The sequence below is a fragment of the Tabrizicola sp. genome (genome assembly GCF_030694085.1).
GTDB lineage: Bacteria > Pseudomonadota > Alphaproteobacteria > Rhodobacterales > Rhodobacteraceae > Tabrizicola.
Genome location: NZ_JAUXZE010000073.1, coordinates 45,357 through 64,335, shown reverse-complemented (window position 1 = coordinate 64,335; position 18,979 = coordinate 45,357). Strand labels below are relative to the sequence as shown.

The window sequence follows — 18,979 nt, the reverse complement described above, 5'->3', positions numbered from 1 at the left end:
GTCAGACCTTTCCGATGGCACGGGCAAGCGCCGCCGCAATGGCGCTTTCGTCGAAATGATCCCACCGCGCGGCGACGTGCTGGTCGGGGCGGATCAGGTAGACCGCGCCCTTGGCGTTGCCCAGATACCGGGCCGCAATCTCTGGCGTGGCGTCCAGGGCAAGGCGCGGCACGGTAAGGCCGTGGGCAGAGAGGCTGTCGGGGACGGTCTGGTTGATGGACAGAAGCGTGAAGCCCCGCCCAAGATGGGGCAAGAGCCACCCCCCGGCCAGCGGCGCATCCGGGCAGGGGCTGCCGGGGCGGGTGCGCGGCGGCATGTCCGGGTGATCGGGGCCGTTCAAGGCCGATCCGTCATAGGTGCAGGGCAGCGACAGCCGCCCCGAGTTCACGACGGTTCGGGCAAAGGGCAGATGCTCGGCCAGCGTCAGCACCGCGTTGCGGAAGAGCTTGGACACCGGGGTCTTCGGCGTGATGAAATCGGTGGCGCGGGTGGAGTTCAGGATGTTCTCGTCCGCGCCGTGAACCCGTTCCGCATCATAGCTGTCAAGCAGGCTGTCCGGTGCCGTCCCGTCCAGCACCAGCGCCAGTTTCCAGGCCAGGTTGTCCACGTCCTGAATCCCCGAGTTCGCGCCGCGTGCGCCGAACGGGCTGACCTGATGGGCGCTGTCGCCAGCAAACAGCACGCGGCCATGGCGGAACCTGTCCATCCGGCGGCATTGGAAGGTGTAGATCGAACACCAGTCCAGTTCATAGGCGACGTCCGGCCCCAGCATCGCATCGACGCGGGCGCGGATATTCGCGGGTTCAAGTTCCTTGGCGCGGTCGATGTTCCAGCCCAGTTGAAAGTCGATGCGCCAGATGTCGTCGGGCTGCTTGTGCAGCAGCGCAGAATCGCCCGACTTGAAATGCGGCTCGAACCAGAACCAGCGTTCGGTCGGGAAATCGGCCTTCATCTTCACGTCGGCGATCAGGAAGTTGTCCTCGAACACCCGCCCGTCGAAGGACAGGCCCAGCATGCCGCGCAGGGGGCTGCGGGCGCCGTCGCAGGCGATCAGCCAGTCGGCCTGAAGCTGGTAGGGGCCATCGGGCGTCATGATGTCCAGCGTCACGTGGTCCGCCGAAGGGGTGACGGCATCGACGCGGTTGCGGCCGCGCAGCTCGATCGGGGCACCTTCGGCCTGCGCGGCAAGGATGGCGTCGTGCAGGAACTTTTCGAACCAGGGCTGCTGCAGGTTGATGAAGGCCGGGAAGGCATGGCCGCCCTCGGGCAAGAGGTTGAATTCATACAAGAGCCGGTCGTCGTGGAAGACCTTGCCGACGTTCCACTGGACCCCCTTGTCCAGCATCGGCCCGGCAGCACCCAGACGGTCGCAGATTTCCAGCGTGCGCTTGGCAAAGCACAGCGCCCGGCTGCCAAGACCCGCGCCTTCGTGGTCGTCCAGAAGCACGACCGGCACGCCGCGCCGCCCAAGGTCAAGCGCCGTGGCCAGGCCGATGGGCCCGCCGCCCGCGATGATCACCTTGTGGCGCGCGGGTGCAGGCGCATCCTGATCCGGCGACCGGGCATAGGGATATAGGCGGAACGCCAGCCGGTAGCGTTCGGCAACGAGGTCGGTCATGGCTTCCTCCCGATGGTCCGTTCAGCCCTGCAAGGCCGCCCACATCTCCAGGTCGCGCTGCGCGGTCCAGATCCGGGGGTGGCTGATCCCGCGCGCCTCGTCATAGGCGCGGGCGACGTTGAAGGGCAGGCAATGTTCGTAGATCGCATAGTCCTTGAACTTGGGGTCACATTCGGCGCGACAGGCGTCCCAGGCTTCCTTGAGACTGCCGTTGCGCGCGGCGATGCGGGCGACGGGCCGGTAGGTGCTTTCCACGAAATCCTTGGTGCGATCCAGTGCTGCGTTGACCGCAGCGCGCCCGACAACGGCATCCCCGCGACCGGGGGCGATGGCGTCAAGGTCATAGGCGCGGATCGCTTCCAACGTGGTGCCCCAGTCGGCGAAATGGCCGTCACCGCAGTAGCAGGCGGAATGGGCCTCGACGATGTCGCCGGTGAACATCACGTTCGCATCGGGCACATGGATCACCGCGTCCCCGGCGGTATGGGCGCGGCCCAGTTGCAGAAGATCGACCCGCCGCTTGCCCAGCCAGACCGACATCTTGCCGTTGAAGGTCGTGGTCGGCCAGGTCAGGCCGGGGATCGATTCATGGCCCTGGAACAGGCGCGGAAAGCGCTGGAATTCGCTGTCCCAGTCTTCCTGCCCGCGCTCGGCCACCATGTTGCGGGCGGCTTCGGACATGATGACCTGCGGCGCGTTGAAGGCGCTGGCGCCCAGAACGCGGACGGCGTGGTAGTGGGTCAGGACGACATGGGAGATCGGCTTGTCGGTCACGCCCCGGATGCAGTCGATCACCTTCTGCGCCAGGCGCGGGGTGGCCTGCGCCTCGACCACCATCACGGAATCGTCGCCGATGACGACGCCCGAGTTTGGGTCGCCCTCGGCGGTAAAGGCGTAAAGGCCGTCGCCGATTTCCACAAAGCTGATTGTCTTGTCGCTCAGGTCGCCTTGCGACGCGAAAGCCTTGGCCATGGTCTAGGTCCTTTTGTAGGGGTCGGCCAGCGCCGGGATCACGCGGCCCGTGCAGTCGCCGAAGCCGATGGTGTAGCCGTCACCCTTGCACCGACCGCGCAAGGTCAGGGTGTCGTTGTCCTCGACGAAACTGCGCGTGCCGCCTGCGATGGCGAAGGGCTCCTTGCCGCCCCAGGACAGTTCCAAGAGGCTGCCGCGAGACTCTTTCGTGGGGCCGGAAATGGTGCCGGACCCTAGCAGGTCGCCCGTGTTCATCGGGCAGCCGCAGGTGCTGTGTTGCGCCAGTTGCTGCGCGGCGGAATAATACATCTCGGCATAATTGGTGCGCGAGATGACGGTTTCCGTGCCGCCCTCGGGCGTCAGGCTGACTTCAAGGGCGATGTCGTACAGCATCGGCCCGGGTTCCTGAAGGTGCGGCAAGAGCGGCACCTCGCGCGGCGGGGTCGGGGTGCGGAATGGTTCAAGTGCTGCGCGCATCACGATCCAGGGGCTGATGGTCGTGGCCGTCGCCTTGGCCTGAAACGGACCCAGCGGCTGGTATTCCCAGGCCTGGATGTCGCGCGCCGACCAGTCGTTCAAAAGGACATAGCCGAAGATCATCGCATCGGCCTCGGCCACGGTCACCGGCCCGTCAGAGGGGGTGCCGACGACGGCCCCCATCTCCAGCTCGATGTCAAACCGGGCCGAGGGCGCAAAGCGCGGGGCGTCGTCGTTCGGCCCCTTCAGTTGCCCCCAGGGGCGGCGCACCTCGGTGCCGCTGACCACGACCGACGAGGCCCGGCCATTGTAGCCGATGGGGATATGCAGCCAGTTCGGCGGCAGGGCGTTTTCGGCCCCGCGGAACATGGTGCCGACGTTGAAGGCATGGTGCCGTCCGGCGTAGAAATCGGTGTATTCGCTGACCAGGAAGGGCATGTGCAGCGTCACATCGGCCAGCGGGACAAGGCAGGGTTCGACCGCTGCGCGATCGGCCGCGCCTTCCGCCAGCAGCGCGGTCAACCGCGACCGCAGCGCCGACCAGACATCGGGGCCGGCCTCCATCACATCGTTCCAGAAGGGCACATCCAGCAGCGGGCCGTCCGGCAAGGCCAGCAGCCCCGCCTCTTCCAGCGCGGCCACATCCAGCACGAAATCACCGATGGCCACACCGCAGCGCGGTTCGTCGGCGCTGGAGGAGAACACCCCGCACGGCAGGTTGTTCAGGGGAAACGGATGGTCCGGCGCGTTGGCGCTTTGGACCCACGAACGGATCAGCGGCATCTGCCCTCTTTCATCTTTGCCCAAATATCCCGGGGGTGGGGGGGCTGGCCCCCGCTGGTTCATTTCACGCCCGGCGTGCCGTCGAACTTCTTCTCCAGCGACCCCCAGCAATCGATGTAGTCCTCTTGCAGGTGTCCCGCCTGCGCCGCGAAGGGCGTCAGGTGCTGCGGGAAGCGGGTCTCGAACATGAAGGACATGGTATCGTCCAGCTTTTCAGCCTTGAGGTCGGCATTGGATGCACCCTCGAACGCGTTCTTGTCCGGCCCGTGTGGCAGCATGCAGTTGTGCAGGCTCATCCCGCCGGGGACAAAGCCCTTGGGCTTGGCGTCGTAGATGCCGTAGATATTGCCCATCAGTTCGGACATGACGTTCTTGTGGTACCACGGCGGGCGGAAGGTGTTTTCGGCCACCATCCAGCGTTCGCGGAAGAGGACAAAGTCGATGTTGGCCGTCCCCTCGATGCCGCTTGGCGCGGTCAGAACGGTGAAGATCGACGGATCGGGATGGTCGAACAGGATCGCGCCAACCGGGCAATAGGTGCGCAGGTCGTATTTCACCGGGGCATAGTTGCCGTGCCAGGCCACCACGTCCAGGGGTGAGTGGCCGATCTTCGTCTCGTGGAACTGGCCGCACCATTTGACGGTGACGGTCGAGGGCACCTCGCGGTCCTCGAAGGCTGCCACGGGGGTCTTGAAGTCGCGACGGTTCGCCATGCAGTTCGCGCCGATGGGACCGCGGTCGGGAAGCTGGAACTTCTGGCCGTAGTTCTCGCAGACAAAACCGCGCGCCGGGCCTTCCAGCACTTCGACCCGATAGACCAGCCCGCGCGGCAGGATGGCGATTTCCTTCGGTTCAAGGTCGATGATACCCAGCTCGGTGCAGAACCGCAGGCGGCCTTCCTGTGGCACGACCAGCAACTCGCCATCGGCCGAGGAGAAATAGGCGTCCTGCATCGATTCCGTCACCAGATAGACATGGCTGGCCATGCCGGTCTGGGTGTTCACATCGCCTGCCGTGACCATGGTCCGCATGCCGGTGATCCAGGTCAGCGGTTCGGCCGGCACCGGCAGCGGGTCCCAGCGATACTGGCCCAGGCTGATGATGTCGGGGTCGATGCAGGGCGCGGATTTCCACAGCGGCACGCAGGTCTTGGCGAAGCGGTGCGTGTGCTTGACCGAGGGCCGGATGCGGTAGCACCAGGTCCGTTCGTTCTGGTGGCTGGGCGCGGTGAAGGCGGTGCCGGAAAGCTGTTCGCCATAAAGCCCGTAATTGCATTTCTGGGGCGAGTTCATGCCCTGCGGAAGCGCACCGGGCAGGGCCTCGGTTTCAAAATCATTGCCGAAGCCGGGCATGTAGCCTTCATGCGGCCCGGCAACCGATGCGGCCCGGATCATGCCCTTTGGCAAGGAATGGCTGGTCATTGGCGTCTCCAGACTGATGAGATGCAGGTCAGGCCCGCAGCGGGGTGGGCTGGCTTGGTCCGGTTTATAGTTGCGGATGCAACCAAGTCAAGATAAAGTTGCAACTGTTACGATCTGGAGGGCGGGATGCCAGAGACTGTACTTTACGACTACTGGCGGTCCTCGGCGGCCTACCGGGTGCGGATCGCCCTGAACCTGCTGGGGGTGCCGTGGCGGTCGGTGCCGGTTGACCTGCTGAAAGGCGAACAGGGCGGGGCCGACAATCTGGCGCGCAACCCCCAGGGCCTTGTGCCGACGCTAAGGATCGACGGCACCAGCCTGACCCAGTCGCTTGCGATCCTGGAATACCTGGACGAGACCCGGGCCGCAGGCTGGCTGCCACGGGATCCTATCCAGCGGGCGACCGTCCGGGCGATGGCCCATGCGATTGCCGTGGATATCCACCCGGTCTGCAACCTGCGCGTGGCCCGCCATGCCACAAGCCTTGGCGCCACGATGGAGGGCTGGATGCAGCATTTCATCGCGCTTGGGTTCGCCGGGCTGGAGGGTCTGTTGACGCAGCACCCCGCTGGCCGGTTCAGCTTTGGCGATGCGGTGACGCTGGCGGACATCTGCCTTGTCCCGCAGGTCTACAATGCCCGGCGCTGGGGGGTGGACCTGCACCTCTTCCCGCGCCTGACGGCGATTGCCGAGGCGCTGGAACCCTTGCCCGCCTTTCAGGCGGCGCATCCCGATCAGGTGAAGCCGCAAGGATGACTTGGCACAAGCTGCCGTGCCATACTGGCGCGCGCACAACAGGGACACCCCGCCGACGATGACCGACCCAACCAGCGGCTTCGATCTTGAAACCTTCCTGCCCTACCTTCTCAATCAGGCGGCCGAGGCCACGTCGCACGGGTTTCAGACCGTCTACCGTGACCGCTATGGCTTTACCCGCACGCAATGGCGCGTGCTGGCCAATCTGGGCAAGTTCGGTGCGATGACGGCGCGCGACATCTGCGCCATCAGCCATATCGAGAAGACCAAGGTCAGCCGGGCGGTTGCGGCGCTGGAACAGGGGGGGATGCTGTCGCGCACCCCCAGTGAAACCGACCGCCGCGCCGAAGTCCTGTCGTTGACCGGAAAAGGGCGCACGGTCTTTGCCGAGCTGGGCAGTCTGGCCGTCGGCTTTGATCGGCAGCTGCGGGAAACACTCGGGCCGGAAAAGGCCGAAACGCTGGTCACCCTTCTGCGCCGGCTGATCGGGGGCGCGCCGGCAACGGACGGGCTTGACGATTGACCTCGATTTCCGCCGCCACGCTTTTCGTGGCAAGGTCCAGCGCCGCCAGCCCACGTCCCAGCGCAGCGCGGTCGTCCGCCGACATCTTGCACAGAACCGCCTCGGACCGCTGGTCGACCAGAGCGCGCACCTCGTGGAACATCGCGCGCCCTTCTGGCGTGCAGGCGTAAAGCCAAAGCCTCCGGTCCAGATCCGAGGTGCTGCGCCGGATCAGGCCCTTGCGCAGCAGCCGGTCGGCGGCGCGGCTGACCTGCACCTTGTCAAGCGAGGTGTTGCGGCCAAGGTCCAGCGAGGTTTCCGCCTTAACATCGGCCAGCAGATAGAGAAGCCGCCATTCATCGCGGCCAAGCCCGAAGCGCCGCTGATAGACATCGACCAGCAGCCGCGAGAAGGCGGCAGAGGTGACGGCAAGCCGGTAGGGGAAGAAGTCCTGAAGCATCCCTGCCTCCTGTTTCCGGGAGGCTAGACTGGTTGCAGGCGCAACTTCTTGATCTGGGTCAAATCGCCGAGAAGCCGGCCTCCAGCGCGGACAGGATCTTGGCCACATCCGCCTCGGATACCACCAGCGGCGGCGACAGGATGATGTTGTTGCCCGAGACCCGGATCATCACGCCCGCCTCATAGGTTGCGCGATGCACGCGGCCGATGGTCTTCTTGTCGATCGGCGTCTTGCTGGCGCGGTCCGACACCAGTTCCAGCGCGCACATCAGCCCGTGCCCGCCACGCACATCGCCGATCACCTGATGCCGCGCCATAAGCGCCTGAAGCCCCGCGAAAAGCTGGTCGCCACGCGCGGCGGCGTTGAGGTGGACCTGCTGGCGTTCGGTTTCCTGTAGGCAGGCGATGGCAGCGGCGGCGCCGACCGGGTGGCCGGAATAGGTGTAGCCCGACCCGATGGCCCCCTTGCCGGTGGTGTCACTCTCGAACACCTCGGCCACGGCATCGGCGACCATGACCACGCCAAAGGGGAAATAGCCGTTGGTGATCGCCTTGGCCGACACCAGCAAGTCCGGCTGCACCCCCCAGTGGCGCGACCCCGACCAGCTTCCGGTGCGTCCGAAGGCGGTGATCACCTCGTCGGCAACCAGCAGTATTCCATATTTCGAGCACAACGCCCGCACCCCCGGCATGAAGCTTGGATGCGGCGGGATCACCCCGCCCGCGCCCAGCACCGGCTCCATGATGAAGGCAGCGATGGTCGAGGCGTCCTGGAACTTGATCTCGTCCTCGATGGCGGCAAGGCAAAGCTGCGCCAGCCGTTCGGGGTCGGTCTCGTTGAAGGGGTTGCGATAGGTATAGGGCGCGGGCGTGTGGAAACAGCCCGGCATCAGAGGTTCATACTGGGTGCGGAAATTGGCGTTGCCGTTGACCGAGGCGCCCAAAGTGTGCGTGCCGTGATAGCCCTTCTTGAGGCTGAGGAACTTGACCCGCCCGGCCTCGCCCTGGATCTTGTGATACTGACGCGCCAGCCGCAACGCGACCTCGACCCCGTCCGACCCGCCCGAGGTATAGAAGGCGCGGCTCAGCCCGTCGGGGGCGAAGAAGGCGGCCAGCATCTCGGCCAATTCGATGACGTTGTCATTGGTCGTGCCCCGGAAGATCGAATAATAGGGCAGCCGGTTCAACTGGGCCGCGATGGCGTCCTTTACCGGCTGGCAGGAGTAGCCAAGGTTCACGTTCCACAGGCCCCCCACCGCATCGACGGTCCGATGGCCGTCGATGTCGATGATCTCCACCCCTTCGGCCTCGACGATGATGTCGGGCGGGTTGGCCAGGCTTTCGGCGGGGTGCGACATCGGGTGCCAGAGCCGCCGCGCGTTGTTTTCCTTGAGGAAATTGGAGTCTTTCATCGGGTCAATCTCCTTGGCAAAGCAGCGCGAGCGCGCGGGAATAGCTGTCGCCGGGCTGCGTGACATCGAAGTGAACATGGGGCATGCCGGTTTCAGCGGCCCCGCGCAGGTTCTTGGCCTGGTCGTCGACAAAGACACAGGCAGCGGCGGGCAGGCCCAGACCGTCGGTCACCAGATGAAAGGCGCGCGGGTCGGGTTTCAGGATGCCGGTATAGGTGGCATCGACGATCAGGTCGAAATCGGCCAGGAAGGGCAGCTTGCTGCGGAAATCCTTGCCGTAAAAGAGGTCCAGCTCGTTCGAGAGGATCGCCAGCTTGCAGCCTGCCGCCTTGGCGGTGGCGATGGCCGCCAGCGCCTCGGGCCGGATCACTGCCGCCGGATCGGCACCACGCAACCGGCCGACGAACTGGGGAAACTCGGTCCAGACCTCGCCGACCAGCGCGCCGGTTTCCTGCATCCGCAGCGCCCAGTAGTCGCGTTCGGTCATCTCGCCCGCCTGCATCGCGCGCCAGGGGGCGTCTTGATCGGGATCGAACGGCCCGCGCCAGGTCAGGCTGCCGGGGGCCAGGCCAAGAGCGGCTTCGGACATGGCATGCGTCTCGAACAGGGTTTTCGAGATCACCCCGCCGAAATCTAGCACCAGCGCGCGGGTCACAGCTTTACCCATGCGGTTTTCAGATCGAGGAACTTGTCAAAGGCGTGCAGCGACTTGTCATGCCCGTTGCCCGACTGCTTGACCCCGCCCAGAGGCACGGTCAGATCAGACCCGCCATAGGTGTTCACATGCACCAGCCCCGCGCGGATCTTGCGCACCATGCGATGCGCCCGCGACAGGTTCGCGGTCCAGACCGCGGCGGCAAGGCCATAGGCGGTGTCGTTGGCCAGGGCCACCGCCTCGGCCTCGGTGTCGAAGGGGGTGACGGTGACGACCGGGCCGAAGACCTCTTCGCGGAAAACGCGGTCCTGCGGGGCGGCGTCGGCCACGATGGCGGGCGACATGTAGAAGCCGCCGGTTTCCTGACGGATGCGCGCGCCGCCGATCACCTTGCGACCCAATGCCCGAGCTTCATCGACGAAGGCGAGGTTCTGCAGCAACTGGCGTTCGGAATTCACCGCGCCCGCCTGCGTCGCGCTGTCCAGCGGATCGCCCACCTTGATCGCGGCGGCATGGGCGGCCAGCTTTTCGACGAAGGCCGCATGGATGCTGCGTTCGACCAGTATCCGCGACCCGGCGATGCAGACCTGACCCGAGTTGCGGAAGATGCCGTGGGCTGCGACCTTCGCGGCCTCGTCCAGATCGGGCGCATCGGCAAAGACGATGTTTGGCGACTTGCCGCCAAGTTCCAGATAGACGCGCTTGAGGTTCGACCGCGCCGCCGCTTCCAACAGCCGCCGCCCGGTGCCGCCTGATCCGGTGAAGACCAGCACATCGACATCCATCGATTCCGCGATCCGCGCGCCCACCACTGCGCCTTCGCCGGTCACGACGTTGAAGACGCCGGGGGGCAGGCCCGCCTCCAGCCCCAGTTCGGCCACCCGCAGCAATGTAAGCGAGGCTGTCTCGGCCGGTTTCAGCACCATGGTGCAGCCCGCGGCCAGCGCCGGGGCGAATTTCCACGCGCCGATCATCAGCGGGAAGTTCCACGGCACGATGGCGCCGACAACGCCCACGGGTTCGCGGTGGACAAGGCCAAGGAAGGCCGGATCGGTGGGCGCGATCTCGCCGGAAAGCTTGTCGATGGCTTCCGCGTAGTAGCGCAGCGTCGCTGCGGCTGACAGCGGTTCGGCCTTCAGCGCCATGCCGATCTCGGTCCCGTTCTCGCGCACGCCAAGGACGGCGATGTCCAGCGCGTCGGCCTCGATCAGGTCGGCCCATTTCAGCAGGATCTTCTTGCGGGCGGCGGGGGGCAGGTCGGACCAGCGGCCATCGTCAAAGGCCTGGCGGGCGGCGGCGATGGCGGCATCGGTGTCGGCCGTCGTGCCGCGTGCGCAGGTGGTCAGCACAGCGCCGTCAATCGGCGACACGACCGCCATGGTTCGCCCGTCCGAGGCCGAGACCCGACGTCCATCCACGATGTGCTGGAACGCGGGCAGCGGCGCTGCGCGCAGGGCGTCGATCTGGTTCTGGCTCATGTCGGTTCTATATTTACACCACTGGTGTTTATCATGCACCGATCAGGATGACGGGTCAACCGGACATTCGCCGCAACCGGGGCAGGCCCGCACGCCAGCCCGCGACGCAAGACCAGAGGCGCAAGGATCAGTTTGGCGAAAACCGGGCGGCCGCGGCGCGGAATTCGGCGGGCGGACGGCCCCCGGTGCCGAAGGTCAGCTTGTCGGCCTCGGCGAAGAGCGCGGCAATCGTCTGGCGGCGCAGGTCATTGGTCATCCGGTGCGCGGGCATCGCCACGGCGATGGCACCGGCTGGCGTGCCATCGGTGTCAAAGACGGGCATGGCGATGCCATAGACGTCATCTTCGTTGGTCTGGTCCGCTTCGGCATATCCGGTCAGCCGGACTTCCTGCAGTCGCGCCCTTATAATATTGGGGTCGGTGATGGTGCGCGAGGTTTTCGCAACCAGTGGCTCGCCAAGCACCCGATCCACGAATTCCGGCCGCGAGAAGGCCAGGACGACCAGACCGGACGCGGTGCTGTGCATCGGAAGGATCTCGCCCGCGACCAGCGAGACCCGACTGCCCCGGTTGCTTTCACTGACGCCGATGGTGGCCAGCGCCCGACCGGCGATCAGCGAGGCATGCGCGGTTTCCCCGATCGCGGCGGACAGGGTTTCCAGCGAATGTTGAAAGATCGAGGAGACCGGAAAGGCCGTCTCGCGCACCCGGGCAAGGCGCAGAACGCCCGCGCCCAGCCGGTAAAGCCGCGCATCGCCGCGCTTTTCCAGAAGCCCGTGATCACACATCACCACCAGCATCCGATGCACCGTCGCCTTGTCCACCCCGGACCGGCGGGCAAGGTCGGAGAGGCCTATCTCTGGTTCGGATTCCGAAAAGTAGTCAAGCAATGACAAGGCTTTGGCTACGGTGCTGGACATATTCGCCTGTCTTCTTTCCTGACCGACCCGGCGGCGGGCGTCAAATTCGTTGACGGAACCCGGCCCGGAGACTATTCTTGAACCACTGGTGATAATAATAAACCGCAGAGAGGTCGTCAATGCTTAACTCGAAACTCGCCGTTCTGGCTGTGGCTGCTGCCAGCCTGGCTGGCCCGGTTGCCGCAGAATACCCGGACCGCCCTGTCAGCTTCGTCGTCCCCTTTCCGCCGGGTGATCTTGAAGATGTGCTGACCCGAATGATCGCCGAGGATTTCCAGGCCAAGTATGGCGTCGCGGCGGCCGTGGTGAACAAGCCTTCCGAGGGTGGTCCGTTCCCGGGTGCCGCTGAAGTCGCCGCCGCCGCGCCGGATGGCTATACCATCGGGTCGTTTGTCGTCGATATTCCGGTCGTCGGTCCCGACGTCGGCGTCCCCGGCCTGAACCCCGACCCGTTCGAGCCGCTGGGGATCTTCATGACCTATCCCTTCGTCATCGCGACCGGCGCCGACAAGCCGTATTCGACGATGGCCGAGCTTGCGGCACATTCGCAATCCGAACCGCAACTTCTGGGCCATTTCGGCGCGTTCCTGATGCCCACCCAGGCAAGCTTTGCCGCCGCCAAGGTGCTGGGTTTCGAATGGGGCGGCGAAGCCTCGTCCGGGACGCTGGATTGCAATTCGCTGGCCTCGGGCGACTTTGACGTGATCAACACCACGATCCAGCAGCTTCTGCCCTGCCTTGACAGCGTGAAGATCCTTGCCACCGTCACCGAAGGGCCGATTTCCGTGGTGCCGGACGCGCCCACGCTGGCGTCGGTCACCCCGGACCTGAACATCTCGCTGTGGAACGGGCTGTTCGTCCACAAGGACACGCCGGCCGACGTGCGCGAGAAGATCATTGCCTCGGCCAAGGAGACCATGGCGTCGGCCCGCGCGCAGGAGCTTGCGGCGCAGACCGGGGCGATCATCTACTGGATGGACGCCGAGGAGTCCGCCGCCCGCATCGCCTCGGATATCGAGGTGTCGGGGCGCATCGCGACGATGATCGGCGAATAAACGGGACACCAGCGCAGGCCCCCGGTCGCATGGCGCGCCGGGGGCCTGCGACCCATTCCCGAACGCCTTTGGCCGGGAAAAACCATGCCCAAGTGAAGCAGGGAGGTTGGCCTGATGAGCCGGCAAGAGGACGATCATCCGCATGTCTTCCCCCAAGGCCGGAGGCCGGGCGAGATCCTGTTCGTGACCGTCACCATGATGATCGCGCTGGCGCTGCTTGCGGCGATCCCCTGGCAGACGACCTGGCTTCCGGGCAAGGGGCTGGCCGCGCAGCCGCGGTTCTGGCCCGCCCTTTCGCTTGGCGGGGTTGTCCTGTTCGGGCTGATCAACGCTCTGTCCCGTGTCCGCGTCACCCGCACGCCCGGCCGCTGGCAAGAGGCGGCGTTGTGGCTGCGGTCGTTGGAGTTCATCGGCTGGTACATGCTTTATGTGCTGGCGATCCCGGTGATCGGCTACCTTGCCGCGACGCTGGCCTTCTGCGCCGGCCTTGCGCTGCGGATGGGCTATCGCGGCAGGACAGTCTGGATCGCGGCCGCCTTTGGCCTGTTCGTGGTCCTGTTCTTCAAGACGGCGATGAACGTGAAGATCCCGTCGGGGGCGATCTACGACTTCGCGCCTGAACAGCTTCGCTACATCCTGATGCGTTATTTCTGAGGGCCAGATGGACAGCTTCATTGCCGGAATAGACCTTCTTGCGCGTTGGGACGTGCTTGCCGCCCTGCTGATCGGATCAATCGGCGGCGTGCTGGTGGGCGCGATGCCCGGCGTCGGTGCTGCCGTGGCCATCGCCATCGCGCTGCCGGTGACCTTTTCGCTGGAGCCGATCGTCGGGCTTACCCTGCTTCTGGGCATCTACGGGTCGTCCATGTTCGGTGGCGCGATCCCGGCCATTCTGGTCAACACGCCCGGCACGCCGGTCAACGCGCTGACCACCTATGACGGCTATCCGATGACCAAGCGCGGGGAATCGCGGCGGGCGCTGAGCCTTGCCTATTCCTCGTCCTTTTACGGCGCGGTTCTGTCCATCGGGGCGCTGATGCTGCTGGCGCCGGTCCTGGCCAAGGTGGCGCCGATGTTCGGCGCGCGCGAGATCTTTCTGGCTGCCCTTCTGGGGATCGTGCTGGTCGTGGTCACCCATCGCGGTCAGGTGCTGCCTGCTGCAATCCTGGCCTGTCTGGGGATATTCCTGTCGACCATCGGGATCGAGCCAAGCGCCTATACCCAGCGCTTCACCTTTGGCCAGCCCTGGCTGCAATCGGGGATCGACCTGATCGTCGTGGTGCTGGGCCTGTTCGCCGTCAGTCAGGCGCTGGTCCTGCTGATGAGCAAGGACAAGCCCATCGTCCTGCCAAAGGTCGACAAGATCGGCTTCTTCACCCAGATGCGCGAATTGTGGGTCTACAAGCGCATTGCCACGGTCGCATCCACGTTCGGCGTGATCTGCGGGATGATCCCGGGCGTGGGCGAGTTCATGTCGCAGTTCATGTCCTACAGCTATGCCCAGCGGACATCCAAGACGCCGGAGCTGTTCGGCAAGGGCAACCCGGAGGGGATCGTCGCGTCAGAGGCCGCGAACAATTCGGTGCCGGCGGCGGCGATGATCCCGCTTTTGGCGCTTGGCATCCCGGGCGAGGAACTGACGGCGATGATGCTGGCGGTGTTCTACGTCCACAATGTCGTCCCCGGGCCGCGCCTATTTGCCGAGCAGATGGATTTCATCTACGCGCTCTACATCAGCCTGTTCCTGCTGAACGTGATCGTCGTCGCCTTCCTGTTCTTTGCGACCCGGACGATGATGAAGGTGATGCTGATCCCCAATCGCTTTCTGGGGATCATGATCCTGACCTTCAGCCTGATCGGGGTCTACACGCTGCGCAATTCGCTGACCGATGTCGCCATCGCCTCGGCCTTCGGGTTCTTCGGCTTCATCCTGAAGCGGCTGGAGCTGCCGACCTCGCCCGTCATCCTTGGCATCGTGCTGGGCAAGCTGATGGAAGACCGGCTGCGCACCGCAATGGCCCGGGTGCGCGAACCGTTGGATTTCATCGACCGCCCGATCGCGTTTGTCCTGTTCCTGATGATCGTTGTCGCCATCGTCGGGCAGGTCTGGACAGTGATGAAGGCGCGGCGCGCAACAGGGAAAGGCGCCAGCAATGGCTGATCTGATGGAAAGGCGCCGGGCGCTTCTGGGGCCGAACGTATCGACCTTCTACGACGATCCGGTCCACGTCGTGCGGGGCGAGGGTGTCTGGCTTTGGGATGCCGAGGGGCGGAAGTATCTGGATTGCTACAACAACGTGCCGCATGTCGGCCATTGCAACCCGCGCGTGGTTCAGGCGATCTGCCAGCAGGCAGCCACGCTGAACACCCATACCCGCTATCTGCACGAAGGCATCCTGGACTATGTCGAGCGGTTGACGGCAACTTTTGACGATCCGTTGACCACCGCGATCCTGACATGCACCGGGTCCGAGGCAAATGACATCGCGCTGCGCATGGCCGAAGGGATGACGGGCAAGCGCGGGATCATCGCGACGGATGCAACCTATCACGGCAATACGACGCTGGTCAGCCACCTGTCGCGGTCGAACGTGCCCGAGGTGGGATTTGGCCTTGGCCAGTATCTGCGCCATGTCGAAGCGCCGGACAGCTATCGCATCCCCGACCCGGACGGCCAGCGCTTTGCCGCCAGGGTGAAGGAGGCAATCGACGATCTGGAACGGTCGGGCACCGGCTTTGCCGCGCTGATCGTCTGCCCCTTGTTCCTGAACGAAGGCTTTCCGGCGCAGGCCGAGGGCTGGCTGCGTCCGGCAGCCGAGGCCGTGCGCCGCGCCGGTGGTCTGTTGATCTGCGACGAGGTGCAGGCGGGGTTCGGGCGTTCCGGCAGCCATTTCTGGGGCCATCAGAAGCAGGGGGTCATCCCCGACGTGGTGACGATGGGCAAGCCGATGGGCAATGGCCATCCGGTTGCCGGGCTGGTGACACGGCCCGAGATCATGGCGCGGTTCCGGGGGTCGTTCCGCTACTTCAACACCTTCGGCGGCAACCCGGTCTCCTGCGCGGCGGCCATGGCCGTACTGGACGAGTTGCAGGAGAAGGACCTGCAGGCCAATGCCGCGCGGATCGGCAGGCTGGCGCATCAGCGGCTGACCGAACTCGCGCAGAAATACCCGGTGATCGGCGATGTCCGGCAGTCGGGCATGGTCTTTGGCGCCGAGTTCGTGCTGGACCGCGACACCAAGGCCTCCGCCGCCGCCTACGCCGATCTGGTGGTCAACCGGATGCGCCAGCGCGGGATCATCCTGTCCAAGCTTGGCCGCCACAAGAACACGCTGAAGATCCGCCCGCCGATGCCGTTCGGCGAGGACCATCTTGACCTCCTGATGACCACGCTGGACGCGGTTCTGGCGGAAACCCCGGTGGCGGCATGAGCGATCCGGTCGGCCAGGCTCTGTCGCTTTGGGGCCTTGAGACGGCCGAGTGCAGCTTTGTCGCGGGCCGCGAGAACCGGGTGTATCGGGTCAGGACTGCGACCGGCGACCTTGCGCTGCGGATCAAGCGGCCCGGCTACCGGCAAGAGGATGAGCTTTTGTCCGAGCTTGCCTGGCTGGAAGCGATGGACCGGGCCGGGCTGCATGTGCCACGACCGCTGCCGTCGCGCGGGGGCAAGCTGCTTGAACGCCTTGGGGCGGGCTTTGTCGATGTGGTCGCATGGCTTCCGGGCAAGCCGATGGGCAAAAGCCGTGCGCCCCTGATACTGGAGAACCGCGAAGCGGTGTTCTTTGCACTTGGCCGGGAAATGGCGCGGCTGCATGCGGCTTGCGATGCGTGGCAACGGCCCGCCGGGTTTCGGCGCTGTCATTGGGACATCGACGGGCTTCTGGGGGACGCGCCGGTCTGGGGCCGGTTCTGGGACAACCCGACGCTGGACCCGCAGACGAAAGGACTTTTCACCCGCTTTCGCGACGCGGCCCGGGACCGTCTTGCCAGCGCCGGTGCCGCGTTGGACACGGGTCTGATCCATGCCGACCTCGTGCGCGAAAACGTGCTGCTGGATGGGCCGACGATCCAGCTGATCGACTTTGACGATGGCGGCTTCGGCTTCAGGCAATTCGACGTGGCGACGGTCCTGCTGAAAACCATCGGGGAACCGGATTACCGGGCGCTGAAGCACTCGCTGATCGACGGCTATCACAGCCAGCGGCCGCTGGACCTGTCGCTTCTGGACCTGTTCGTCGCGATCCGGGCGCTGACCTATGTCGGCTGGATCGTGCCGCGTATCCACGAAGACGGCGGGGCCGACAGGAACGCGCGCTTTGTTGCCGAAGCGCGCGACCTGTGCGCGGCCTGCTTTCAGGACAGCATGGCGTTTCAAGGGGGGCGGGAGAGATGACGAAAACCATTCTGGTCATCGGCACATTCGACACCAAGGCGGACGAGCTGGCCTATCTGATCGACCGGATCAAGGCGCAGGGTGGGGCCGTGCTGGCGATGGACGTCAGCGTTCTGGGCGAGGCGCAGATCCCGGTCGAGGTCAGCAAGCACGACGTTGCGGCCGCTGTCGGAGAAACCATCGACGGGCTGATCGCACTGGGCGAGGAGGGCGAGGCCTTCGCCCGGATGAGCGCGGGCGCCGCCCTCTTGACCCGGCGCCTGCACGACGCGGGCCGGGTCCACGGCATGATCGCGCTGGGTGGCACGATGGGCACCGACCTTGCGCTGGATTGTGCGCAGGCCCTGCCGATCGGGGTGCCGAAATACATCGTCTCGACCGTCGCCGGATCGCCGCTGATCGCGGCGGAACGGATGGCGGCGGACGTGCAGTTCATCCTGTGGGCCGGGGGGCTGTACGGGCTGAACCCCTTGTGCAAATCCTCGCTCAGCCAGGCGGCGGGGGCGGTGCTGGGGGCGGCGCGGGCGGTCGAGCCGCCACGTTTCGACCGGCCGATGATCGGGATGACCTCGCTGGGGTCGTCCTGCCTGAAATACATGAAGCGCCTGCACCCCGAACTGACGAAGCGCGGCTATGACATCGCGGTGTTCCATACCACCGGCATGGGCGGCATGGCCTTTGAACGGCTGGCGGCCGAGGGGGTGTTTGCCTGTGTGATGGATTTCTCGTTGCAGGAATTCGTCAATGTCCAGCATGGGTCACTGGTCAGCGCCGGGGCCGACCGGCTGACCGGCGCCGGTCGCAGCGGCACGCCGCAACTGGTGGCGCCGGGGGCGGCGGATATCCTTGACCTTGCCGGCTGGCAGGACATCCCCGCGCGGTTTCAGGATCGTCCGTTCCACCAGCACAACCGGCTGATCAAGAACGTGGCCTTCAACGCCGAGGAACGCCGTGCCCTCGCCCGCGCGATGACGGACAGGCTGGCCGGGGCGATAGGCCCCACGCATTTCTTCCTGCCGAAAGGCGGGATCGAGGAATGGGACCGCCCGGGAGAGGCAGCGCATGATCCCGACGGGCTTGCCGCCTTTGTCGATGAAGCCGAGCGCGCCCTGACTGGGCGGGTCGAGTTCTCGGCCCTTGAGTGCCACATCAACGACGCTCTGTTCTGCGAGGCGGTGCTGGCAAAGCTGGATGACTGGGTCGCGGCGGGCATCGTCGCTGCGGGGAGGGTGGCGGCATGAGCGGTCGGTTCGGCGGAAAGGTCGCGCTGATTTCGGGCGGCGGCACCGGGATCGGGGCGGCGGTTGCGCGGCGGCTGGTGGATGAGGGCGCGGGCGTGGTCGTCATGGGCCGCAGGCAGGCGCAGCTTGAGGCCATCGCTGGTCCGCTTGGTGCCGAGGTCTTTGTCGGCGATGCCGCCGATCCGGCCAATGCCGCTGCGGCGGTGGCCCTGGCCGTGGACCGCTTCGGCGGGCTGGATGTCGTCGTCGCCAATGCCGGGGGTCACGGTTTTGCCACCATCGCCGAAACCACCGACGCCGACTGGGAGGCCGCGCGGCGGGCCAATCTGGATACGGCAGTGATCCTCTTGCGCGCGGCGATGCCCGAACTTGTGCGCCGCAAGGGCGCAATCGCGGTGACCGCCTCGATCGCCAGCCTTGCCGCGCCTGCCAGCGCCTTTGGCTATACGGTCACCAAACACGCGCAGATCGGGCTTGTCCGGTCCATCGCACGGGATTTCGGGCGGCAGGGCGTGCGCTGCAATGCGGTCTGTCCCGGCTGGGTCACGACCGAAATGGCCGATGCGGAAATGGACGAGCTGCGGTCACGCATGAACCTTGCCAGCCGGGAAGACGCCTATGCCGTGGTGACGCGGGATGTCCCGCTGGGACGCCCGGCGCATCCTGACGACGTGGCAGCGGCGATTGCCTTCCTGTGTTCGACCGAGGCCGCGATGATCACCGGCGCGATCCTGACGGTCGACGGCGGGTCGACCATCGTCGATGTGCCGACCCTGGCCTTTGGCTGACATGCGCGCGGCCTGCTAGACCGGCAGTCGCGTAGCCCGGTATGCGAAAG

18 protein-coding genes are annotated in these 18,979 nt (G+C 65.7%); 9 read left to right on the top strand and 9 right to left on the bottom strand.

Going from position 1 to position 18,979, the window contains the following annotated elements; genetic code table 11:
• Nucleotide 1: 1 nt before the first annotated feature.
• Genes Q8M85_RS17150 through hmgA form a run of 4 tightly spaced genes read right to left on the bottom strand, consistent with a single transcriptional unit; the run spans nt 2 to nt 5,271 of the window.
• On the bottom strand, nt 2-1,618 hold the full coding sequence (locus tag Q8M85_RS17150) for an FAD-dependent oxidoreductase (RefSeq protein ID WP_305546833.1): 1,617 nt from the start codon (nt 1,616-1,618) through the stop codon (nt 2-4).
• A gap of 21 nt (nt 1,619-1,639) precedes the next feature.
• Nucleotides 1,640-2,590 (bottom strand): MBL fold metallo-hydrolase, encoded by a 951-nt coding sequence (locus Q8M85_RS17145; protein WP_305546831.1) that lies wholly within the window; start codon nt 2,588-2,590, stop codon nt 1,640-1,642.
• A 3-nt stretch (nt 2,591-2,593) separates the two neighbouring features.
• On the bottom strand, nt 2,594-3,850 hold the full coding sequence (gene fahA / locus Q8M85_RS17140; protein ID WP_305546828.1) for a fumarylacetoacetase: 1,257 nt from the start codon (nt 3,848-3,850) through the stop codon (nt 2,594-2,596).
• Nucleotides 3,851-3,909: 59 nt separating this feature from the next.
• Nucleotides 3,910-5,271 carry a homogentisate 1,2-dioxygenase gene (gene hmgA / locus Q8M85_RS17135; RefSeq protein ID WP_305546826.1) on the bottom strand — a complete coding sequence of 454 codons (1,362 nt, stop codon included), beginning with the start codon at nt 5,269-5,271 and terminating at the stop codon, nt 3,910-3,912.
• Nucleotides 5,272-5,397: 126 nt separating this feature from the next.
• Between hmgA and maiA the strand changes: the two genes are divergently transcribed.
• On the top strand, nt 5,398-6,027 hold the full coding sequence (gene maiA / locus Q8M85_RS17130) for a maleylacetoacetate isomerase (RefSeq protein WP_305546824.1): 630 nt from the start codon (nt 5,398-5,400) through the stop codon (nt 6,025-6,027).
• Nucleotides 6,028-6,085: 58 nt separating this feature from the next.
• Complete coding sequence (locus Q8M85_RS17125) at nt 6,086-6,550, top strand: MarR family winged helix-turn-helix transcriptional regulator (RefSeq protein ID WP_305546822.1); 465 nt, start codon at nt 6,086-6,088, stop codon at nt 6,548-6,550.
• Here Q8M85_RS17125 and Q8M85_RS17120 read toward each other — a convergent pair.
• The 5 genes from Q8M85_RS17120 to Q8M85_RS17100 form a co-directional block, all read right to left on the bottom strand.
• Complete coding sequence (locus tag Q8M85_RS17120) at nt 6,492-6,989, bottom strand: MarR family winged helix-turn-helix transcriptional regulator (protein ID WP_305546820.1); 498 nt, start codon at nt 6,987-6,989, stop codon at nt 6,492-6,494. The genes Q8M85_RS17125 and Q8M85_RS17120 overlap by 59 nt on opposite strands.
• Nucleotides 6,990-7,047: 58 nt before the next feature.
• Nucleotides 7,048-8,400 (bottom strand): aminotransferase class III-fold pyridoxal phosphate-dependent enzyme, encoded by a 1,353-nt coding sequence (locus Q8M85_RS17115; protein WP_305546818.1) that lies wholly within the window; start codon nt 8,398-8,400, stop codon nt 7,048-7,050.
• A 4-nt stretch (nt 8,401-8,404) separates the two neighbouring features.
• A complete protein-coding gene (locus tag Q8M85_RS17110; protein WP_305546815.1) occupies nt 8,405-9,067 on the bottom strand; it encodes an HAD-IA family hydrolase in 663 nt (220 codons plus the stop codon).
• On the bottom strand, nt 9,052-10,533 hold the full coding sequence (locus Q8M85_RS17105) for an aldehyde dehydrogenase family protein (RefSeq protein ID WP_305546813.1): 1,482 nt from the start codon (nt 10,531-10,533) through the stop codon (nt 9,052-9,054). Before Q8M85_RS17105 ends, Q8M85_RS17110 begins: the two co-directional genes overlap by 16 nt.
• Before the next feature lie 127 nt (nt 10,534-10,660).
• Entirely contained in the window at nt 10,661-11,452 is a 792-nt protein-coding gene (locus tag Q8M85_RS17100; protein WP_305546811.1) for an IclR family transcriptional regulator, read from the bottom strand.
• A 119-nt stretch (nt 11,453-11,571) separates the two neighbouring features.
• Between Q8M85_RS17100 and Q8M85_RS17095 the strand changes: the two genes are divergently transcribed.
• The 7 genes from Q8M85_RS17095 (at nt 11,572) to Q8M85_RS17065 (ending at nt 18,929) form a co-directional block, all read left to right on the top strand.
• Nucleotides 11,572-12,507, top strand: a complete 936-nt coding sequence (locus Q8M85_RS17095) for a tripartite tricarboxylate transporter substrate-binding protein (RefSeq protein ID WP_305546809.1) — start codon at nt 11,572-11,574, stop codon at nt 12,505-12,507.
• A 114-nt stretch (nt 12,508-12,621) separates the two neighbouring features.
• Nucleotides 12,622-13,161, top strand: a complete 540-nt coding sequence (locus Q8M85_RS17090) for a tripartite tricarboxylate transporter TctB family protein (protein WP_305546806.1) — start codon at nt 12,622-12,624, stop codon at nt 13,159-13,161.
• 7 nt (nt 13,162-13,168) lie between these two features.
• Complete coding sequence (locus Q8M85_RS17085) at nt 13,169-14,668, top strand: tripartite tricarboxylate transporter permease (protein WP_305546804.1); 1,500 nt, start codon at nt 13,169-13,171, stop codon at nt 14,666-14,668.
• Entirely contained in the window at nt 14,661-15,938 is a 1,278-nt protein-coding gene (locus Q8M85_RS17080) for an aspartate aminotransferase family protein (protein WP_305546802.1), read from the top strand. Before Q8M85_RS17085 ends, Q8M85_RS17080 begins: the two co-directional genes overlap by 8 nt.
• The gene (locus tag Q8M85_RS17075; RefSeq protein WP_305546801.1) at nt 15,935-16,900 is read left to right on the top strand and encodes a phosphotransferase enzyme family protein; all 966 of its coding nucleotides are present in this window, start codon (nt 15,935-15,937) and stop codon (nt 16,898-16,900) included. Before Q8M85_RS17080 ends, Q8M85_RS17075 begins: the two co-directional genes overlap by 4 nt.
• Complete coding sequence (locus tag Q8M85_RS17070; protein WP_305546799.1) at nt 16,897-18,141, top strand: Tm-1-like ATP-binding domain-containing protein; 1,245 nt, start codon at nt 16,897-16,899, stop codon at nt 18,139-18,141. The genes Q8M85_RS17075 and Q8M85_RS17070 overlap by 4 nt, the downstream gene beginning before the upstream one ends.
• Complete coding sequence (locus tag Q8M85_RS17065; protein ID WP_305546797.1) at nt 18,138-18,929, top strand: SDR family NAD(P)-dependent oxidoreductase; 792 nt, start codon at nt 18,138-18,140, stop codon at nt 18,927-18,929. Before Q8M85_RS17070 ends, Q8M85_RS17065 begins: the two co-directional genes overlap by 4 nt.
• The last annotated feature ends 50 nt before the right edge of the window (nt 18,930-18,979 follow it).

Bases quoted from the DNA above. Each gene is read 5' to 3' on its own strand.
- Q8M85_RS17150 (WP_305546833.1), bottom strand. From the start codon at position 1,618: ATGACCGACCTCGTTGCCGAACGCTACCGGCTGGCGTTCCGCCTATAT.
- Q8M85_RS17145 (WP_305546831.1), bottom strand. From the start codon at position 2,590: ATGGCCAAGGCTTTCGCGTCGCAAGGCGACCTGAGCGACAAGACAATC.
- fahA (WP_305546828.1), bottom strand. From the start codon at position 3,850: ATGCCGCTGATCCGTTCGTGGGTCCAAAGCGCCAACGCGCCGGACCAT.
- hmgA (WP_305546826.1), bottom strand. From the start codon at position 5,271: ATGACCAGCCATTCCTTGCCAAAGGGCATGATCCGGGCCGCATCGGTT.
- maiA (WP_305546824.1), top strand. From the start codon at position 5,398: ATGCCAGAGACTGTACTTTACGACTACTGGCGGTCCTCGGCGGCCTAC.
- Q8M85_RS17125 (WP_305546822.1), top strand. From the start codon at position 6,086: ATGACCGACCCAACCAGCGGCTTCGATCTTGAAACCTTCCTGCCCTAC.
- Q8M85_RS17120 (WP_305546820.1), bottom strand. From the start codon at position 6,989: ATGCTTCAGGACTTCTTCCCCTACCGGCTTGCCGTCACCTCTGCCGCC.
- Q8M85_RS17115 (WP_305546818.1), bottom strand. From the start codon at position 8,400: ATGAAAGACTCCAATTTCCTCAAGGAAAACAACGCGCGGCGGCTCTGG.
- Q8M85_RS17110 (WP_305546815.1), bottom strand. From the start codon at position 9,067: ATGGGTAAAGCTGTGACCCGCGCGCTGGTGCTAGATTTCGGCGGGGTG.
- Q8M85_RS17105 (WP_305546813.1), bottom strand. From the start codon at position 10,533: ATGAGCCAGAACCAGATCGACGCCCTGCGCGCAGCGCCGCTGCCCGCG.
- Q8M85_RS17100 (WP_305546811.1), bottom strand. From the start codon at position 11,452: ATGTCCAGCACCGTAGCCAAAGCCTTGTCATTGCTTGACTACTTTTCG.
- Q8M85_RS17095 (WP_305546809.1), top strand. From the start codon at position 11,572: ATGCTTAACTCGAAACTCGCCGTTCTGGCTGTGGCTGCTGCCAGCCTG.
- Q8M85_RS17090 (WP_305546806.1), top strand. From the start codon at position 12,622: ATGAGCCGGCAAGAGGACGATCATCCGCATGTCTTCCCCCAAGGCCGG.
- Q8M85_RS17085 (WP_305546804.1), top strand. From the start codon at position 13,169: ATGGACAGCTTCATTGCCGGAATAGACCTTCTTGCGCGTTGGGACGTG.
- Q8M85_RS17080 (WP_305546802.1), top strand. From the start codon at position 14,661: ATGGCTGATCTGATGGAAAGGCGCCGGGCGCTTCTGGGGCCGAACGTA.
- Q8M85_RS17075 (WP_305546801.1), top strand. From the start codon at position 15,935: ATGAGCGATCCGGTCGGCCAGGCTCTGTCGCTTTGGGGCCTTGAGACG.
- Q8M85_RS17070 (WP_305546799.1), top strand. From the start codon at position 16,897: ATGACGAAAACCATTCTGGTCATCGGCACATTCGACACCAAGGCGGAC.
- Q8M85_RS17065 (WP_305546797.1), top strand. From the start codon at position 18,138: ATGAGCGGTCGGTTCGGCGGAAAGGTCGCGCTGATTTCGGGCGGCGGC.